The sequence below is a fragment of the Belliella marina genome, from assembly GCF_042682445.1.
GTDB lineage: Bacteria > Bacteroidota > Bacteroidia > Cytophagales > Cyclobacteriaceae > Belliella > Belliella marina.
In genome coordinates this window covers 181,029-199,444 of the sequence record NZ_JBHUHR010000031.1, presented here as the reverse complement: position 1 = coordinate 199,444, position 18,416 = coordinate 181,029, and the positions used below count along the sequence as shown (strand labels likewise).

15 protein-coding genes are annotated in these 18,416 nt (G+C 37.3%); 2 read left to right on the top strand and 13 right to left on the bottom strand.

All coding sequences use genetic code 11. The features are described from left to right. Both ACFSKL_RS11455 and ACFSKL_RS11450 read right to left on the bottom strand, forming a co-directional pair. On the bottom strand, window positions 1-1,493 hold a 1,493-nt coding region (locus ACFSKL_RS11455; protein WP_376886370.1), incomplete at its 3' end, for a sigma 54-interacting transcriptional regulator. Between the two features lie 370 nt (window positions 1,494-1,863). Continuing rightward, window positions 1,864-2,313 (bottom strand): cupin domain-containing protein, encoded by a 450-nt coding sequence (locus ACFSKL_RS11450; protein WP_376886369.1) that lies wholly within the window; start codon window positions 2,311-2,313, stop codon window positions 1,864-1,866. Between the two features lie 608 nt (window positions 2,314-2,921). Between ACFSKL_RS11450 and ACFSKL_RS11445 the strand changes: the two genes are divergently transcribed. Both ACFSKL_RS11445 and ACFSKL_RS11440 read left to right on the top strand, forming a co-directional pair. Next, a complete protein-coding gene (locus tag ACFSKL_RS11445) occupies window positions 2,922-5,354 on the top strand; it encodes a tetratricopeptide repeat protein (protein ID WP_376886368.1) in 2,433 nt (810 codons plus the stop codon). Further along, window positions 5,344-7,332, top strand: coding sequence for a sigma 54-interacting transcriptional regulator (locus ACFSKL_RS11440; RefSeq protein ID WP_376886367.1), 1,989 nt, complete (start codon window positions 5,344-5,346; stop codon window positions 7,330-7,332). Before ACFSKL_RS11445 ends, ACFSKL_RS11440 begins: the two co-directional genes overlap by 11 nt. 110 nt (window positions 7,333-7,442) lie before the next feature. Here the strand turns inward: ACFSKL_RS11440 and ACFSKL_RS11435 are convergent, their stop codons facing one another. The 11 genes from ACFSKL_RS11435 to ACFSKL_RS11385 all read right to left on the bottom strand — a co-directional run bounded on the left by ACFSKL_RS11435 (window position 7,443) and on the right by ACFSKL_RS11385 (window position 18,407). Further along, a complete protein-coding gene (locus ACFSKL_RS11435) occupies window positions 7,443-7,628 on the bottom strand; it encodes an alpha/beta fold hydrolase (protein WP_376886365.1) in 186 nt (61 codons plus the stop codon). A gap of 64 nt (window positions 7,629-7,692) precedes the next feature. After that, complete coding sequence (locus tag ACFSKL_RS11430; RefSeq protein WP_376886364.1) at window positions 7,693-8,301, bottom strand: alpha/beta fold hydrolase; 609 nt, start codon at window positions 8,299-8,301, stop codon at window positions 7,693-7,695. A 72-nt stretch (window positions 8,302-8,373) separates the two neighbouring features. Then, window positions 8,374-9,099: a 6-phosphogluconolactonase gene (gene pgl / locus ACFSKL_RS11425; protein WP_376886363.1), complete on the bottom strand. Its 726-nt coding sequence runs from the start codon at window positions 9,097-9,099 to the stop codon at window positions 8,374-8,376. 3 nt (window positions 9,100-9,102) lie between these two features. Then, window positions 9,103-10,623, bottom strand: a complete 1,521-nt coding sequence (zwf, locus tag ACFSKL_RS11420) for a glucose-6-phosphate dehydrogenase (protein ID WP_376886362.1) — start codon at window positions 10,621-10,623, stop codon at window positions 9,103-9,105. Between the two features lie 18 nt (window positions 10,624-10,641). Next, the gene (gene gndA, locus ACFSKL_RS11415; RefSeq protein ID WP_376886361.1) at window positions 10,642-12,051 is read right to left on the bottom strand and encodes an NADP-dependent phosphogluconate dehydrogenase; all 1,410 of its coding nucleotides are present in this window, start codon (window positions 12,049-12,051) and stop codon (window positions 10,642-10,644) included. 13 nt (window positions 12,052-12,064) lie between these two features. After that, window positions 12,065-12,514, bottom strand: a complete 450-nt coding sequence (locus tag ACFSKL_RS11410; protein ID WP_376886360.1) for an RpiB/LacA/LacB family sugar-phosphate isomerase — start codon at window positions 12,512-12,514, stop codon at window positions 12,065-12,067. A 206-nt stretch (window positions 12,515-12,720) separates the two neighbouring features. Beyond that, window positions 12,721-13,134: a RidA family protein gene (locus ACFSKL_RS11405; protein WP_376886359.1), complete on the bottom strand. Its 414-nt coding sequence runs from the start codon at window positions 13,132-13,134 to the stop codon at window positions 12,721-12,723. A gap of 178 nt (window positions 13,135-13,312) precedes the next feature. Beyond that, complete coding sequence (locus ACFSKL_RS11400) at window positions 13,313-13,642, bottom strand: hypothetical protein (RefSeq protein WP_376886358.1); 330 nt, start codon at window positions 13,640-13,642, stop codon at window positions 13,313-13,315. 48 nt (window positions 13,643-13,690) lie between these two features. Further along, window positions 13,691-14,377: a hydrolase gene (locus ACFSKL_RS11395; RefSeq protein ID WP_376886357.1), complete on the bottom strand. Its 687-nt coding sequence runs from the start codon at window positions 14,375-14,377 to the stop codon at window positions 13,691-13,693. Between the two features lie 60 nt (window positions 14,378-14,437). Further along, on the bottom strand, window positions 14,438-15,151 hold the full coding sequence (locus tag ACFSKL_RS11390; protein ID WP_376886356.1) for a pirin family protein: 714 nt from the start codon (window positions 15,149-15,151) through the stop codon (window positions 14,438-14,440). Between the two features lie 925 nt (window positions 15,152-16,076). Then, window positions 16,077-18,407, bottom strand: a complete 2,331-nt coding sequence (locus tag ACFSKL_RS11385; protein ID WP_376886355.1) for a hypothetical protein — start codon at window positions 18,405-18,407, stop codon at window positions 16,077-16,079. Window positions 18,408-18,416: the final 9 nt, after the last annotated feature.

The following is an 18,416-nucleotide window of genomic DNA, read 5'->3' as shown; positions in this document are numbered from 1 at the left end:
ATTGGCATCTCGCCTATTTCATCCAAAAAAATTGTCCCCCCATCTGCAAGTGTAAATTTACCCATTTTATTGGTCACAGCTCCGGTAAAAGCACCTTTTTTATGCCCAAACAATTCGCTCTCAATAAGTTCCTTGGGTAATGTAGCACAGTTTATTTTAATCAAAGGGCGATTTTTTCTTTTACTATTACTGTGTATGGCACTCGCCAGCAATTCCTTACCTGTCCCAGATTCACCTGTAATGAGTACAGTGGTGTCAGTATAAGCTACCTGATCTATCTTGGTCAGTACCTTTTTATAAGAATCACTGGTGTAAATAATGTTGTTGAAGTTGATTTTTCCACTGATTTCTTCCTGTAAATACTCATTTTCGACTTCCAGCCGATCTTTCAAGGACTTGATTTCTTCCAATGCTTCGCGCAATTCCAAATCACGTTTTTTCTTCACTGAAATATCCCTTACTACAGCACAACTGTAATCGACACCGTTGTACCTTAAATGACTTGCTGTTATATCAACCGGGAATTTTGTCCCATCCTTTCTGGAAGTCAGCCATTCAAATCGATGAATCCCCTTTTTCCTAAGCTCATCGAAATGAAACTCCCAAAACTCCTGTGTTATAAATGGATCCAACACAAACATATTAGAATTGTCAAGCTCTGATTTTGAATAACCTAATTTATCGATCAATGACTCACTGTAATGCAGCAGGTCTGCTTTATCATTGTATACATAAATAAGATCTTGGGCATTATCGATAATGGTTTTATAAAGTGTTAAGTTATTATCCCTTTCTTTTACCTCTGTAACATCCTGATAGACTCCCGATACTTTAAAAATCTTACCCCCTTTAAGAATAGGCTTTGTAATAGCTCTGATATATCTTGTCGGTGAATCCCTGGTTTCAAATATTTCATCAAAAGCAACCCCTTCTTTTATCAATTGATCAATCAAGGATTTGAACCTACTTACATTTTGAAATATATGTGCAATTTTTTGAGGGATTAAATCTTCTTTATTTTTGGTATTGAAAATATTTAAAGTGCAATCCGTAGCAAAAATGGACCCATCTTGTAAGTTTAGCTCCCAGCCTCCCATACTGCCTATTACCCTTGTATAATCAATTAAGTTTTTATAGAAATTAGACTCAGAGGTCTCCTTAAGAATAGCACATATAATCTTCATTCCATTAAATGAGAAACATTGGGCATAAACTTCTAGATTATAAAATTTTCCATTTTTTGTTTTGTGGGTAACCGGAAAATTAATGGTGCCTTTTGTGACAACTTCCTCCCAATGGTTTTTCCAGCTTTCTGGAGTCACCGTAACATTAATATCTGAGATCGAAAGTTTTGATACTTCTTTCTTTGTATATCCCATTGCTTGACAAAACATTTCATTGGCAAAAACAACTTTACCTTTGGAGTTTAACCATAACACTTCAAATGGCAATTTATCAATAACCAATTCCTTTAAATCTCTAAATCCTTCCATAATCATGTGCATTTTTTTGAAAGCGGTTTGTCAATTAATCTTTTCCAAGTGTTGTACCAACATTGAAAAACAATTTATAAAGCCTTAAAAACCCCATTTAAACACTTTGAAGGCAGTTTTCAAAAAATCCAAATTGAGATCAGGTTTTTTCCTAGTTTGCATAGACTCCAAAGGCATGGAGATTTTTAACATTAACCTCTATGGAGTTGGAGGTTGGTGACGCGGGAACAATCTTAGGTCAATGAATTCTTCTGGATTTTGATGTTCTATTTGTGAGTAAGTGAAAACCTATATAAAAACTTTTCAATAGGAACAATTTGTCCTATAGAGTTCCGAATCAATTTGAAGTTCAATGATTGAATAAAGCTCACTAAGGTCTAGCTCCGGGAGAACCTAAAATCACATCACCAGTTTCCTTGGAAAGTTCTATAAACAAGCCCATGTCGTTTGGTTTTGATGGTTTTTGGGTTGGATCTGAACCAGGTATCCCTACCGCCTTGATCAATTTGGCAAATCCACTTGGAGTGGCAATGGTGAGAGCTCTGTTTACTTTTTTTCCAGAAGCCCCTACAACATGGGGTGTATTGGGGAGGATAAAAAGATGTTCACCTGGGGTGAGCGTAATTTCTTCCTTGTTCAGATAGATGGTAAATTCCCCTTCCAACACATAAATCTGTTCTGTATATTTTGTATGCATGTGCAAAGGAGTTTCTATGTTTGCAGGAAATTGTCCTTCTATCAGGTCGTAAGCTGAATCTGTATGATGCTCGTCGGCAAGGATATGCAATTGAGTTCCGAATAACCAAAATTTTTGAGACATAAACTTTTCTTTAGATGTAAAATAATGAAATACCAAATGCCTTTTCTTTGAAGACTAAAACAGGCTCAATTGAAACCAACATCATCTCTGTCTATATAGGCTTATAAAAAAAAGTGCCAAACTACCAGAAAATCGACATATCATAGGATGATACTTTTAACAACTTCATAACAAATGTATTATCTAACGTCAATTTGTTTTCATATTTAGAATCAGTTCTCTTTGACTCCATTATTTTAGAGTTTTTTGGAGAAAACCCCATTCAAATGGATATCTGTAAGAAAATGGCTATGAAACAGTTGCCTGTGAAATTTAAGCAAATGTTTTAGAAAAAAATGACCGTAGATTTTTATCTTTACAAAACACCAGATTCCAAAGTAAAAGAATAATCAAATTTCTACTGAAAGGTAAATGATATTTCATTGATAAACATTGACCAGATGTTTAATGCTATGTTAAAAAATAGATTGTATGAACAGGGCATCATTAAAGCCAAGAGGAATTAGGGTAGATTAAATTTACCCATATGTGTTTTCATTCTTCCGGAATTTTCAGACATGCTTATTGTTTTTTTGCTTTTGGTCTCCTGATTGCTAAATATTCTTGATATGAGTCAAAGCCACCGCATTCTTTTGCATTTATGCATGTTTTTGCTATTTCCATATAGTCTGTATTCAATGCAGATTACACAAAGTGAATCAGATAGTCTTTTGAGATCTCTTTCTCAAAATAAACCTGATACCAATAAGGTGAAAATTTTGCTAAGTCTTGGGGAGTACCAGCTTTACAAACCAGGTGAGTTTAAAGAGGATCTGGATTCTGCTCTCAATTTTGCCAAGCAGGCTCAGGCATTGAGTAATAAATTAGACAATTATCAATTGGAAACCCAAAGCCTCAACCTTTTTGGCTCTATCTATTTGGAATTAAAAAATTTCAATTTAGCTATTGATTACCAGCAGAAAGCCATAGACCTAAGCTATAAACATGGAGACACCCAAGCAGAAGCAACCAGTTCTATGTTGCTAGCCAATGTTTTTAGGCAGAAAGGTGACCTAGAAGATGCCAGAAAGCAAGGGCAAAAGAGTATTGAACTTTCTGTAAACAATGGACACTTTCAACAAGCAGCTGACGCTTATCTGGAGATGGGCAAATCCTACGCTAACTACGGTGAGGAACTAAAAGAGAAAATCAAGTATTTTCAATTAGCAAAACAAGCTTATGGCCAAGCGAGCATTACTAAAAGTCAAGCCGACCTAGGAAAGGACTTAGGTGATTTGTACTATTTACAAGGAAGCTCAGCTCAGGCCTTGCTCGAACTCAAAAAGGCACTTTCCTTGTACCAATCTATTAACCATCAGCCTCTACAGGGTGTATATGATTTATTAGGAACCGTTTCTTGTGATTTAAGCGATTATCAAGAAGCGCTTAAATATGGACTGCTGGCGGTCGAGACGGCTGAATTGGTGAATGATACTTCGCTGCAGTTGTGTACCATTTACAACCGAGTTGGATTGACTTATTTTTACTTAAATCAATTCCAAAAAGCACACATTTATTTTGAAAAATCGTTGCGTGTTGCCCAAAATCACGATTACCAGCCTTCTATCATGATTGTGACATACAACATAGCGAATATCCTCGTCAAACTTGGCCAACCAGAAGTATCTGCACAATTACTCCTCAGTACAATCAAGCAGTATCCACCCCAAAACAAGAATGACAGTATAGAAACAGCTTCCCGCTTATTAGAAAGTTACACCCGACTAAAACAATACAATCTTGCCCAACCATATTACAAGCAGTTACTCAATCTTTCTGAGAGATTGGGCAAGTATGAGAGTATTCAGAAGATTAAGCACCATAATATACTGCGTTTTCTTGTGGAGAGTAAACAGTACGAACTCGCTCAAAAATACGCTGTTGAATTTGAAGAATTCTGCAGAGTTACAAATTATCTGCGAGGGCAAGTCGATGTTCAATTTTACAGGTTCAAGCTCGATTCCATGCAGGCCAACTATCCTTCGGCAATACGTCATTATCAACAATATAAGCTTCTGCAAGATTCACTAATGAATGAAACCAAAAACCGCCAGGTCGCCAGCCTGGAGGTGTTGTACGAAACCGAAAAGAAGGAGCAGGATTTAAAACTCAAAGAACAAAACATTACTACCCTAACACAGGAAAAGCAACTTCAACAAGAGCAAATAAAAAAAGAGAGACTCATACGAAATGGAATCATCGGGGGGGCTATTCTGCTGCTTTTATTGCTGGGAGTAATTTACAACCGTTACAGGCTAAAACAACAAAGCAATAAACTGCTACAAGCCCAGCAGGCCACACTTCAGGAGCAACAGCAGCAGATTCAGGAAAAGAATCAGGCACTAAAACAGCTTTTGGTGGAGAAAGAACGATTACTTAAAGAGATCCACCATCGGGTGAAAAACAATTTGCAGATTGTCATGAGTCTACTCAATTCCCAAGTAGCATCCTTGCAAGATAAAGTTGCACTGTCTGCAATCCAGGATAGCCAGAACAGGGTACATGCTATGGCACTAATACATCAAAAGCTATATCAGGCAGAAGGAGTCGCCCGCATCCCAATGAAAACCTATATCGAAGAATTAGTGGCTTACCTCCGAGACTCCTATGATCTTTCCCAGAAGGTAAGTTTCAAGCTGTCTATCGGACACATAGAATTGGATGTAAATATGGCTGTTCCATTAGGTTTAATAATCAATGAAGCCATTACGAATGCATTCAAGTATGCTTTTCCTGCAGAACGCTCCGGTGAGGTACATATAAGTTTGCTTCAAAAAACTGACACAAGCTATGAATTAAAGGTTGAAGATGATGGAGTAGGTTTACCTAAAGGGTATGATCCTTCCAAAAGCAGATCATTGGGAATGACACTAATCCATGGTTTTAGTGACCAACTTGGTGCAGAGTTAAATATAAAAAGTGGGCCGGGGATGAAGATACGTCTAATATTTATTGAAGAGAAAATAGATTACATTAAAAATAAAGTAGGTTATGTCAATTAACACCACAAACCAGATACAGCTTTCACAACAAACCATCTTAATAGTGGAAGACGAATTTGCGGTTGCCAATGACTTAAGGCAGATTCTCGAGAAAGCTGGCTACCGGGTTAGCGGCATTGCATTTACGGTAGCAAAAGCCATTGAACTCAAAAATCAGCAAAAGCCAGATCTGGTGTTACTTGATATTCTCCTCAAGGGTGAGCAAACAGGTATTGACCTAGCCAAGATACTGGGAGAAGATAATATTCCGTTCGTCTATGTGTCTGCCAATACAAATTCAAGTATTCTCGAAGAAGTCAAGACCACCCAACCATATGGATTTATCATAAAGCCTTTCCGGGAAAAAGATGTACTGGTTGCTTTGGAAATTGCACATTACCGGCATGCACATAGTATTGAAGTACGAATAAGGCAAGAACAAGCGCTTCAAATTGCTTTGACGGATGCACTTTCTGGAAATGCCCCTTGGGAGCAACGATTGTTGAAGGTGGCCAGGCTTTTCCAGCCCTACATTCCATTTGATTATTTTATTATCGGCTTGGAAAAAGACCAGTTTGTTGATGCCTATCGCTCCTGCAGTTTCTTCCGTCTAGGTAAAGATGAGTATCAGACTATCTGGACAGAAAATTTTCTACAGATGACCGGTCTAACGACAGAAAAGTACCAGGCATTGCGGGAAAAGATACCTGATTCGACAGAAGTTATTCTCAATGGAGATGAGTTTGAGGAAGTATGTCACCGTGACCCTCTCAAAAAGTTGATTGCCGAAACTTTCAGCTTGCAATCTAACTTGGTTATGCCTCATAATACAGCAACAAACGGCACTTTCTTTCTTTGTTTTTTCAGCCGCCAACCTAATATCTACCTGAAAGAACATCTTCATTTACTTGAACGATTAAGGCCTTCTCTTACATTGACTGTAGATCGATTGATGGCATTTGACCAAATTCAGCGACTGAGTGAGCAGTTGGATCAGGAAAACAAATATCTACTTGAGGAAGTAAAAACAAGCGCCAATTTTGAAGAGATAATCGGAGAAAGCTCTGCATTGGTGAATGTGTTTAAAAGTATCAGCCAAGTGGCTCCCACAGATTATACAGTGCTAATCCTGGGAGAAACAGGTACAGGAAAAGAGCTAATTGCCAGGGCAGTACATAACCGTTCTTCCCGTAAAGGCAAAGCGTTGATTAAAGTAAATTGTGCAGCCTTGCCACCTCAGCTTATTGAAAGCGAATTATTCGGTCATGAGAAGGGTAGTTTTACCGGAGCCACTGAAAAACGTATAGGAAAGTTTGAATTGGCACATGGGGGGACGATCTTTCTGGATGAAATTGGTGAGTTGCCACTGGAACTTCAGCCTAAATTGCTTAGAGTATTGCAGGAAAGAGAAATTGAGCGTGTTGGTGGCAAAGGTCCGATTTCTTTAGATGTAAGGATTATTGCTGCTACCAACCGTAACCTACATGCAGAAATATCTGCCGGCCGATTCCGATCGGATTTGTTCTACAGGCTCAATGTATTCCCTATTAAAATACCTGCTTTACGGGAAAGAAGCGAAGACTTGATGCCACTAGCTATACATTTTCTGAAAAAGGTCTCAAAGAAACTTGGGAAAAACTTAACAGGAATTTCTGACTCTTCGAAACAGCAGATGCTTAACTATCACTGGCCTGGAAACATACGTGAATTGGAACATTTGCTTGAGCGCGCAGCAATTATGGCTACCTCACCAGAAATTTCACTTGTAGAGCCATTGATACCTGTGTCTTCGTCAACTTCTGATCAGCCTGCGAGTGAAAGCCCTTCCCCACAAATTGTAAAGCCCCATATCAAGGCTGAAAAGGATAATATCATACAAGCTTTGAAAATCTCAAATTTCCGTATCCGTGGAAAAGGTGGGGCAGCTGAATTGCTGGATGTAAAACCAACTACTTTAGAGGCTAAAATGGCAAGGCTGGGCATTCAAAGGGAAAGGTAAACCATAAATCGGTAAGCAAAGAAATATCAATCATATTAACGTATGGATAACCTGCTAAATCAAATCTAAAGCATACCAATCAACAAGCTAACTACTACAACTGTTGCAGTTCACTTTACACTCCCAACTTTAGCCATAAAGCCTCTGATTTTCTCTATGATTTCATCCCCATCTTCTTCCAAAGCAAAATGTCCAGTATCATAGATATTATAATCAATATTCTTGACATCTTTCTTAAAAGCTTCTGCGCCGCTTTCGGGGAAGTATTCATCATTTTTTCCCCATACAATTAACATCGGAGGTTGATGTTTTCTCAAATATTGATGCCAATGAGGGTATAATTTCAGATTATTCTGGTAATCATACCACAACTTTATGGGCATTCGGTCTGGACATCCTTAGATAATCTAAATGCCAAGTATCAGGATTTACATTTTCAGGGTCTCTTGTTCCGTGAGTATACTGCCATTTTAAACCGTCTATTGTAAAAGCTGGTAACAAAGCTTCTTCAGTATTTTCATTTCTGTCTGCCCAAAATGCCCTAATTGAATCCCAGGCTGCTCCAAGCCCTTCTTCATATGCATTTCCATTTTGATTGATTATTGCGGTTACTCTTTCAGGATGCTTAGTCGCTATTCTGAATCCAATTGGGGAGCCATAATCCTGAATCATTAAAGCATAAGATGTTATTTTCTTCTTTTCTAAGAATGCATCCATAGTATTCGCAATGTTGTCAAAAGTATATTCATACACATCGGGAGAAGGGAAATCGCTATTTCCATAACCAGGATAATCAGGTGCAATGAGATGATAATCATCCGATAGCTGGTTCAATACTTTTCTATATTGATGTGAAGATGACGGGTAACCATGCAATAACACAATGGTTGGCTTATTGGTGTCCCCAGCTTCACGAAAGGCAATATTTAAACCATTTACTTCAAGGGTTTTATATTTTATCTTTTTCATTTTCGAGTATTTAAGTTTTTTATACTGGTTAATTAATAAAAAAAGGTTCTTAAAACTTTTGTAATCAAAAAGCTAAAACCTTTCAATTTTTGATGCGACCAATTCATCTACCATCCAATAAACATTTCCTGATTTGGGATTTATCAATTTTGATGGATACTTTTGATAGTTTCCTGTCCCTTCCAAAACCTGATACAGAGCATCAATTTTTTTCTCCCCAAAGACCAAGAAGATAATGTTTTTGGCTTCATTGATGAGTGGAGCTGTCAAAGTAATCCTATACATTTGCTGGGACTTCAAAAAGTACGCATCCACTTTTTTATTCTTAACTTCGAGAACAGCTTCTCCCGGAAACAAAGATGCGGTATGGCCATCCTCCCCCATTCCCAATAGTATTAAATCAAAATGCTTCCCTCCTTCCAAATGTTCATTAAGTAGCAATTCATAGGTATTAGCATATTCTTCAGGGGTTACTCCTTCTTTATACATGGGAAATATTTGGTCATTTGGAATGGAGATTTGATTTAATAAATCCCTGTAAGCCTCACCTGCATTGCTTAGGTTACTTTCTAATGGAACCCATCTTTCGTCTCCCCAAAAGACAAATACCTTCGACCAGTCAATTTTATCCCTGTATTTATCTGTTGTGAGTAGTTTGTAAAGCTCTTTTGGAGAAGATCCTCCTGTTAAAGCTATTGTGAAACGGTTTTTTTCAGCTATTGACTTGTTAGCAAGCTGCATAAACAGTTCAGCTACATGTTCATTCAATTCGATTATGGTATTAAATTTTTCAAGCATCCCTCATTTTTGTTTATCATTCTTTTTTATATCCATAGTCCAGAAATGTCCCTGCCTTGCAATCAAAGCTTCGGCTTTTTCAGGTCCCCAGCTACCAGCTACATAATTAGGGAAATCTTCACCACCTTTTTCCCAAGCCTGCTGAATTGTACTTAACACATCCCAAGCTTCTTCAACTTGATCTGACCTCATAAACAGCGTAGTGTCACCTAGCATTGCATCTAGAAGTAGTGTTTCATATGCCTCAGGGCTTTGGGTAGAACAACTATCGTAATTAAAAATCATCTCCGAGGAATTAAGATTCATCTCCAATCCCGTTTTCTTTGTCATGAAGCGTAACTTAATGTCCATATGTGGCTGAATGTTTATTGTCAGCCTGTTAGGTGTAAGGTTGTCGCTATGGCTTGTAGGGAAAGTCATATGGGGTACTGGCCTAAACTGGATATTTATAGATGAAGTTTTTTCCTGCATTCTTTTGCCTGTTCTTAGATATACTGGTACATCTTGCCATCTCCAATTATCTATGTAAAATTTAATGGCGGCAAATGTTTCGGTTTGTGAATGCCTATTGGTATCATTCTCGTCCCTGTAGCCCAAAACTTCTTTGCCTTTTATCCATCCAGAAGCATATTGGCCTCTCACTGCATAGTTGTGAACTTCTTCGATAGGAATTCTGCGAATAGCTTTCAAAACGTCCACCTTGCGATTTCTTATTTCTTCAGCTTCAAAAGTCACTGGTGGTTCCATAGCAATCATACAAAGAATCTGAAGTAGGTGATTCTGAATCATATCCCTCAGAGCCCCAGCACCCTCATAATAACCTCCACGATCCCCGATACCTACATCCTCAGCTACTGTGATCTGTATATAATCTATATAATTACGGTTCCACAGAGGTTCGAATAAGGTATTTGCAAATCGAAATGCCAAAATGTTTTGGACGGTTTCTTTGCCTAAATAATGATCAATCCTAAATATCTGGTCTTCATCGAAAAGTTCCTGAAGCATTTTGTTCAATGAGATTGCAGAATCTTTGTCATACCCAAAAGGTTTTTCTATGATTATCCTGTCTTTGTTTTGATCATCAACCAGTTTAAAGGATTTTAGGTTTCTGCAGACAGTTTCGATAAATTTGGGTGCAACAGAAAGATAATAAAGACGGTTTGCCCTCTGCCCCCATTCTTCTTCCAATTCCTCTATTTCATTCAACAGTTCTTTATAAGATTTTTGATCATTGATATTGGAAGGTAGGTAATTCAAGTTTTTTTTAAATTTCTCCCAAGATTCAGGTTCTGGTACTCCACTTCGTGAAAATTCGGATAAGCCATCAAACAATTTTATCTGAAAACTTTCATTATCCATTTCTGATCTACCCAAGCCATAAATAGCTAATTTATCTGGCATCCAACCATCCAAAAACAAATTGTAAAATGCAGGTATCAGTTTTCTTTTTGACAAATCTCCAGTACCGCCAAAAACTATAATGATGGTAGGCTCTGTTTTCTTTTCAGTTTTCGTTTTCATATTATTATCTCAGACTGATTATTCATCCCAATTCGTGTGAAAAAAGCCCTCCATATCTATGCGTTCATATAAATGTGCACCGAAATAATCTCTTTGGGCTTGGATTAAATTGGTTGGTAAAGTTTCGCTCCTTAAAGCATCAAAATAACTAAGTGAGGACATAAATACGGCCAGCGGTATACCTTTGTCTACCGCTATTTTTATGGTAGAACGTATTGCCGATTGATTCTTCTGCATAATGGAAGCTATCTGCTTATCTAACAATAGATTCGATGAATTAGGAGTTCTTCTGTAGGCATGCATAAAGTCATCCAAACAAGCTGCGCGGATTATACATCCACCTCTCCATATTTTCACTACTTCTTCAAGATTTAGCCCATAATCATACTCTTTTGATGCGACAAACAACTGGGACATACCTTGTGCATATACAGTCAACATTGCGAAATAAAAGGCATCTTTTAGAATAGAGACAATTTCAGTCTCACCAACATTTTCAGTGTTGTCCTTCCATATTAGGGCTTTGGAAGCTGCCATTCTTTCCATTTTGTACTTTGAAATATCCCGCATAGTTACTGCAGCATCAATGGATGGTACTGGTACCTGAATGTTCATGGCGTTTTGTGCTGTCCATTTCCCTGTGCCCTTGGCCCTTGCTACATCTGATATCAGGTTAATCAATCGTCGACCGGTTGTCTTATCCTCTTTTTTGAAAATTTCGGAAGTTATTTCCATTAGGAAAGATTGCAAGTCCGAATTATTCCAAGATTCAAAAACCTCCTGAAGCTTGTCATCCTTAAACCCAAAGCCTCTATGGAGAAGGTCGTAGGTTTCGGAAATCAATGCCATGATTGCATACTCAATACCGTTATGGACCATTTTGACATAATTTCCTGCTGAACCCCTTCCAAGATACGCGACACAGGGTTCGCCATTGACCTTAGCGGATACTGCTTCAAATATTGGTCTTAGTCGCTCGTACGATTCACGATGTCCTCCTGGCATCATACTGGGACCAAAACGAGCTCCCTTTTCACCTCCTGAGATTCCCATTCCAAAATAATGAATGTTTTTTTCTGTAAGTTCTGCCACCCTTCTGTCAGTATCTGTGAAAAAGGAATTCCCACCATCAACAATAATATCCCCTTCTTCCAAAAGTGGCATTATTGATTCAATCACCAAATCCACAGGTTTTCCGGCAGGCACCAATAGCATTATTGCCCTTGGCTTTTTTAAGAGCGTAACGAATTCTTCTGGCGACGTGGTACCTTTAATCAAATGTCCACTTGAAGCTTCCTTCTCTAAGGTTGATGCCTTTTCAGCATCCAAGTCTAGTCCTACAACACTAAAATGATGATCTGCCATATTAAGCAGAAGATTCCTTCCCATTACACCTAGACCAACAATCCCAAATTCATAATTTGACATAACTAGATTTATTTTATATATTTTCTAAAGCAATTGTTTTATTCAACCTTCTTTGAAAGCGTTCCTCTTCTATAAATTCAGCTTTCAGAAAGGTTAAGGTAATATCCCAAATCAGTTCGCTACCAATCACCCTTGCTCCCATACATAGCATGTTCATATCGTCATGTTCCACTCCTTGATGTGCTGAGTATGTTTCTGTAATTAAAGCAGCACGAACCCCTCTGATTTTGTTGGCAGCTATTGATACACCTACTCCGCTTCCACAGATTGCAATCGCCTTCTGAATCCTCCCTTCCGAAAGTTCTTTTGACAGAGGAAACACAACATCGGGATAATCATCTTCGGGATTCTCTTCATAAGCTCCAAAGTCTACTATTTGGAAGTTTTCCTTTTCCAGTCTTTTTTTTAGAATCTCCTTTTGAAGAAAACCAGCATGGTCCGCAGCAATTCCTATTTTCACCATAATCAGATTTGATATTTGTAAAACTTGTAATTAATCCCTTCCTTGAATTCCTTTCGAATATACATTTTTCCTACTGCTTTAAACAGCTGAATCCAGCGTTAACTCTTTTGGTTGTACCAAATGGAAATCACCCCCAAGAAAGAATTTGGTATAGCAAGGGCCATACAAATGGGTTCAACATTGAATTGGCCAATAGAAGATGCTATTTATTTTACCACTGTAGCTTCTAGTTCAACAGTTAAGGTTTCGAATAGCCTTACCACTTCTAGAAATGTTAAGGCTTGTTTCATTTTGTGTTTTTCCACCCAGCTTTGTAGTATGTTGAAATGTGGCCAAAGATCTTCAGTGGAAGTTGTATAAATATTGAGACGTACAATATTTGTACAATCATAACCAGCTTCTGTTACTACCCGTTCTAAATTGCCAATGGCCAGTTCTAATTGAGTTTTCATATCGGCAGTACTGGATATGCCTTCATCGTTTATAGCTGTCTGACCAGAAACATAAAGTGTACCTGTAACATTTTTTACTTCGACTGCTTGATTATAACTGCGTTCGTTTTGCCAGGTCCAAGGGTTAATTTCACGTTTTACCATTTTTTCTAATTTTTTTTGCAACATCCATGTTTTACTTAGCTAACTTTCTCAGTATCATTTTTGGATTACTTTCAACAGGCCATTTTTGAACGACACTTAAGATTCACACAGATAATAACGTTACACAACTTTTATCCGGCAAATATTTCATTTGAAGTCAAGACATCATCTTGCTGCTATTAAAGGTTGATTATCAACTGAACTACCAGATTCTTTCTTTATTCATAAAAGAATTCCAACTTACCAAATGAAGATTGGTATCATTCAGACAGGAATTTAAATTTCTACTGTATACATTAAAGCTAATCGCAATTCCATTTTTCACCTTAAAAATAGGTGCAAAGACCTCTGTTCCACTTACCTTTTCTATTTTTGATGGGATGGCTTCTGAAACTTTTCCAATATTGTCCATTAATTCAGTTTTTTCGTAATGGACAATCAGATCATTAAAATTGCCGTTCCTTTCTTCATTCTCGGCAGACGAAACAATTGCCATAAAAATAGCTAAAGTCAATATAGATTGTTTCATCATTGCTTTGAATAATAACCTTGCCCCCGATTGGAGCAGAGGGTGTGAATACTAATGCTTCAACATTTCCCTTGCATATTGAACACCTAATCCGTATGCACCGCCATTTTTTACAACCAAATCATTTACATCCTTATAAGTCTCTTGTCTTGCCCAATCTCTTTGTAATTCGAGAAGATATTGCAAAGATGTAATAGGCTTCGCTCCTGCCTGAACCATGCGGGTAACCGACTGGTCATGTGCTTCCTTTGAAATATCGCCTGATGCATCGGTAATTACATAAACTTCATATCCTTCATCGATTGCCGACAATACCGGACCTACGATACATACACTGGTCCAGAGTCCACCCATAACCAATTTCTTTTTGCCTTTACCTGTGATGGCCTTGTGGGCGTTGACATCTTCCCATGTATTCATTGTGGTACGGTCTATATAGGTCGACTTATCCGGGTAGGCTTCCAAAATCTCCGGAAACACAGGACCGCTAAATGATTCTTCTGCCACAGTGGTGATTACAGTCGGTATGTTGAATATGTTGGAAGCTCCCACCACCAGTGCTACATTGTTTCTCAATTCTTCCATTGAGATGCTGTTTGTTGCAAATGCCATTTGGCCTTCATGGTCAATCATAACCAAAGCATGGTTGGTTGGACTCAATAATTCCGGACTCGGCTTTTGGGCAAATATTGTTACGCTCAACAAACCCAGTGCGATAAATAAAATGGATTTTTTCATTAAAATTGATTTATGTCTTTTCAGACTGTTATAAATAGTTGTTTGATACTTTCCTGCTGCTTAATTCATGGGAACTTCAATCAACAGCAGTTCCGTTTCAGAATCTGACTTAATGATTAATTGATCTATGTTCCAAACACCATAGCCATCCCTATTCGTTAAGGCTTCTCCATTTATTGTTATTCCCCCCTTGAGTATAAAAACATACACGCCATTGCTGCCCGGATCATTTAACTGGTATGAAAGCTCTTTTCCACTTTCAAGAGTTGCCATGTTAAACCAGGCATTTTGATGGATCCATACTCCTGGATCGTTGGGATTTGGTGAAACAATTTGTTGTAATTTGTTTCTGCGATCATTTTCATTCAATGTAATTTGCTGATAGCGGGGCTTTACTTTTTTCTTATTGGGCAATACCCATATCTGAAGAAACTTGACCACGCGGTCTGGGTTGTTATTGTACTCAGAATGCATCACCCCAGTTCCAGCACTCATAACCTGGATATCACCTGATTTAATTACTGTTTCATTGCCCATATTATCTTTGTGTTTCAAATCACCCTCAAGCGGTATGGATATAATCTCCATATCACTATGTGGATGTGTACCAAAACCCATATTGCCTGAGACTGAATCATCATTTAATACAAGCAGTACCCCAAAATTCAGCCGTTCCGGATTATAGTAATTGGCAAAACTGAATGAATGTCTTGAGTGCAGCCATCCAAAGTTAGCCTCTCCCCTTGTGTCTGCTTTGTGAAGTATTGTGTTCATTTTATTGTGATTTCTTTTGAAAATAATTGGTGATATTTTATTCTAATATTTTTATCTTAAAGAGAATTATTAAATCCAATCACTGCGGTATTTCTTTAACTACTATGAATGATTGAGCATCTATTAAAGACTACTCTATATAATCTACTCTAATTTTGAACCTCAGTGATTGTTTGAAATACTAATTGCGTGCCACTCTTTTATACAACTGACAACCAATTACTTATAGTCATTTTTATTGAATTCTTTTTTCTTATTAATTATACATTTCTAATATTTAAGAATTATTCTATATGATTATCCGCAATGACACCAGTAGGTGAATATTTCATATATATTTATGTGAAATTCGTCAACAGTCTACACACAGCTGATTGAAATGTACTTCATAAAATATTATAAATGGTTGCTGGTAAGAAAGCGGATAATCACATTATTTTATTTCAAAACTCGAAAAAGCTATTTTTGAAAAGTAAATGTTTTTAAAAGATTTGAACGACATGTTTGAAGCTGGCATGTATTTCAGCATGCATGCCAAGGTACTCAGTGAGTCCGACATAAAGCAGAAATTTCATTATACAACAAAACCAGAAACACTGGGATCTTTGTCAAGCAGTTCTGTATACCATCAACGGCCATGAAATTGAGGCTTTTGAACGTATGTTGAACAAAGACAATCCCTAGGATAGCATCTGAAAAAAGTTATGATTAGTAATAAGCGGCAATGGTCTGAGAACAACCTTTCTTTTGGAGTCAAATATTAAATAAAAAAGCCAAACACATAAAATTTGTTTGGCTGAAATCAAAGTTAACGACTAAATCCGTCTACTTGCATTCGGATATAGCCATTTTCAAGGTAAATGGAATCAATGATTTCTGAAGTTACCTTATCAAATTCATATAATACAACAGAAAACTTTATATTTTATGGCAAAACAACCCCCACCCTCAGAGCTTTCAATCCCGAGACCCCTTGAAGCTTTTGAAGTTCCAAAACCTCAACCTCGTCATTTAAAACACCTTCTTTTTGAAGCTTGGAAATATAGTTCATATAGATAACCCTGGTAGTTTCATGGATATATACCAACACGATTTTTCCAGGTTGCGTTAGTCTTTGTGACGTATTTTTCACAAGAACCTTATCAATCCGTTTTTTGATGATATGGTATCTGGTATTATAGGTTCCTTCTACATCAAATCTTCTTTCATCCATCCTATAACTGATATCGATATTCGTATTGCCCAAAAAAAGCAGTTGGGTTGTTTGTATCGCTATTGGAAGTTCTTTTTTTATGGATTCAAGAGACCTTACTATTGTGGCCATTGATTTTAGCTGCAAATACTGAATTTGTTCAATATACTCTTTTCTAAGTTTTCTTTTCGGTGTGATCGTCTGACCTATGTATATGTCATATTCTACACCGTCAGATCTGAATTTTTCAAAATAGCAAGGGTAGTACTCCTGGGTATCCCTGTTTAAAACTTCAAGTTCAGAAAGGATTGTATTATTCACTATTCTGACTGCATTCTCAAAGTCATTTCTATGGGTGTAACAATTACCATAAGGGAGCATTTCTTTTTTATAATAACCTATTATACCACTCAATTCCCCTTTCTGCATTTGCAGTTTTTCAAACAATGGATTTACATCTTTCAATAAAAACTCTTCTATTTCTGCCTGTACAGAGTCAATGTTGTCTGTTGAAATCAAAGATTTCCAAGAAAGTGTAATTTTCTTTAAATCCATCAAACCTAAATCTAAAGGCTGGATTTCCAAAAGATCATCAATCGTTTGTGTCAGCACATCCAAGAGTATTTTGTGATCTTCCACATTAGCATTATTACGCCACACTGTACTGTCCCGAATATCTATAGACCCATAAAATGGATGGACATTCTTAAACCTCAAATCCTCTAATTTATTGTCACTAACCTTTCCATTTCGAAGAATGCTCCAAGCAACTTCATAGAACTTCCACTCTACTGAAGGCTGTATAGGAGTAAACTTGTCTTTTATGATGATTTCAAGTTGGTTTTCAAAATCAATTTTCCAATCATGCGCCAAACGGGATAAAATGGTCGTTATGCTTTTCAGCTTGGAAATATCACTCGCCCTGACAAGAATTGAATTTTCTGTAAACAGCTCCAAAACTCCAACAATGTTTCCTTGATGAGTTAAAGGTACACACGAAAAGCTTCCCACCCCCAATTCGGCAATTTTCTCTATAAAGGGTGATTTTGAATTCGAAAAAACTGCAGGCATATTGTATACGATTGTTTTTGGATTATTAAAATATCCTATAAGTGCCGGCTTTAATTCTTTATCAGAACCAAATTCTCTAAGGAGCCTTCCAAAAACACTATTTTCCTGTTCAAGCAAATAATCCAATACCGGTGTCCCATTCAGTTTTAGGGCAGGAATAAGGTTGGCTTTTAATTTGGGATTCTCAGTCAATGTTTTTAGATGGTTCTCCAACTCTTCATTGAATACCTGAAACCCAAGATTCACCCGCTCAATTGCAATATTGTTGAGCCGTTCAGTTACATGTAATAATGTGGTATCCGTTAGCCTGATTATAGAAAACCCTTCAAATTTAAAATTCTCGAGAGGTAGGATTGAAAGAAATATTTTCCAATCGACTTCAAATGCATTGTTCTCAATAATTGCATCCAGATCAAGTTTAGGCAATGGCCCCTTTGGCATCACCTTTACATAGGAATTATCTATGGATATACCAATGTATTTTGTCAATCCCGTCTCATTATCCAATACAGAAAACGCCGAAGTTTCGGATTCTTTGTATGATGGTATTCCGTACAGTTGATCCAAAATAAGCTGGTAAAGGATTTGAAGCCTAAAGCCGTCAATATCATTGAGGGTTTTTATATCATGGTCGGTTTTATTTTCGACCAATCCATAAAATGCATCTGTTCCATAAAAAACCCTCCCACATACCGGTGATGCCAAACCCCACATGGTTGACTCTTCCTTCAAAAGAAAGGGGACTAATAGATTGTAAATAAAGTAGAGCACCTCACTGTAATGTTCTATGTTTTGCTCGTTTATCTGTCCATAATTGGTTTCTGTATCCTTGATTTTGTTCAACAAGTGTCCAAATACTCCATACTTGTTGGCTTTCTTGTTCTTTCCCAACAGAATCAGATAATCCATGAATTTTTCCAAAGAAAGCCTGTTGTCCAATCCATCAAAGTCCATTTGATGTTTGTCAACTAAATCAAGTATTTTTGTTTGCATCTTATTGAA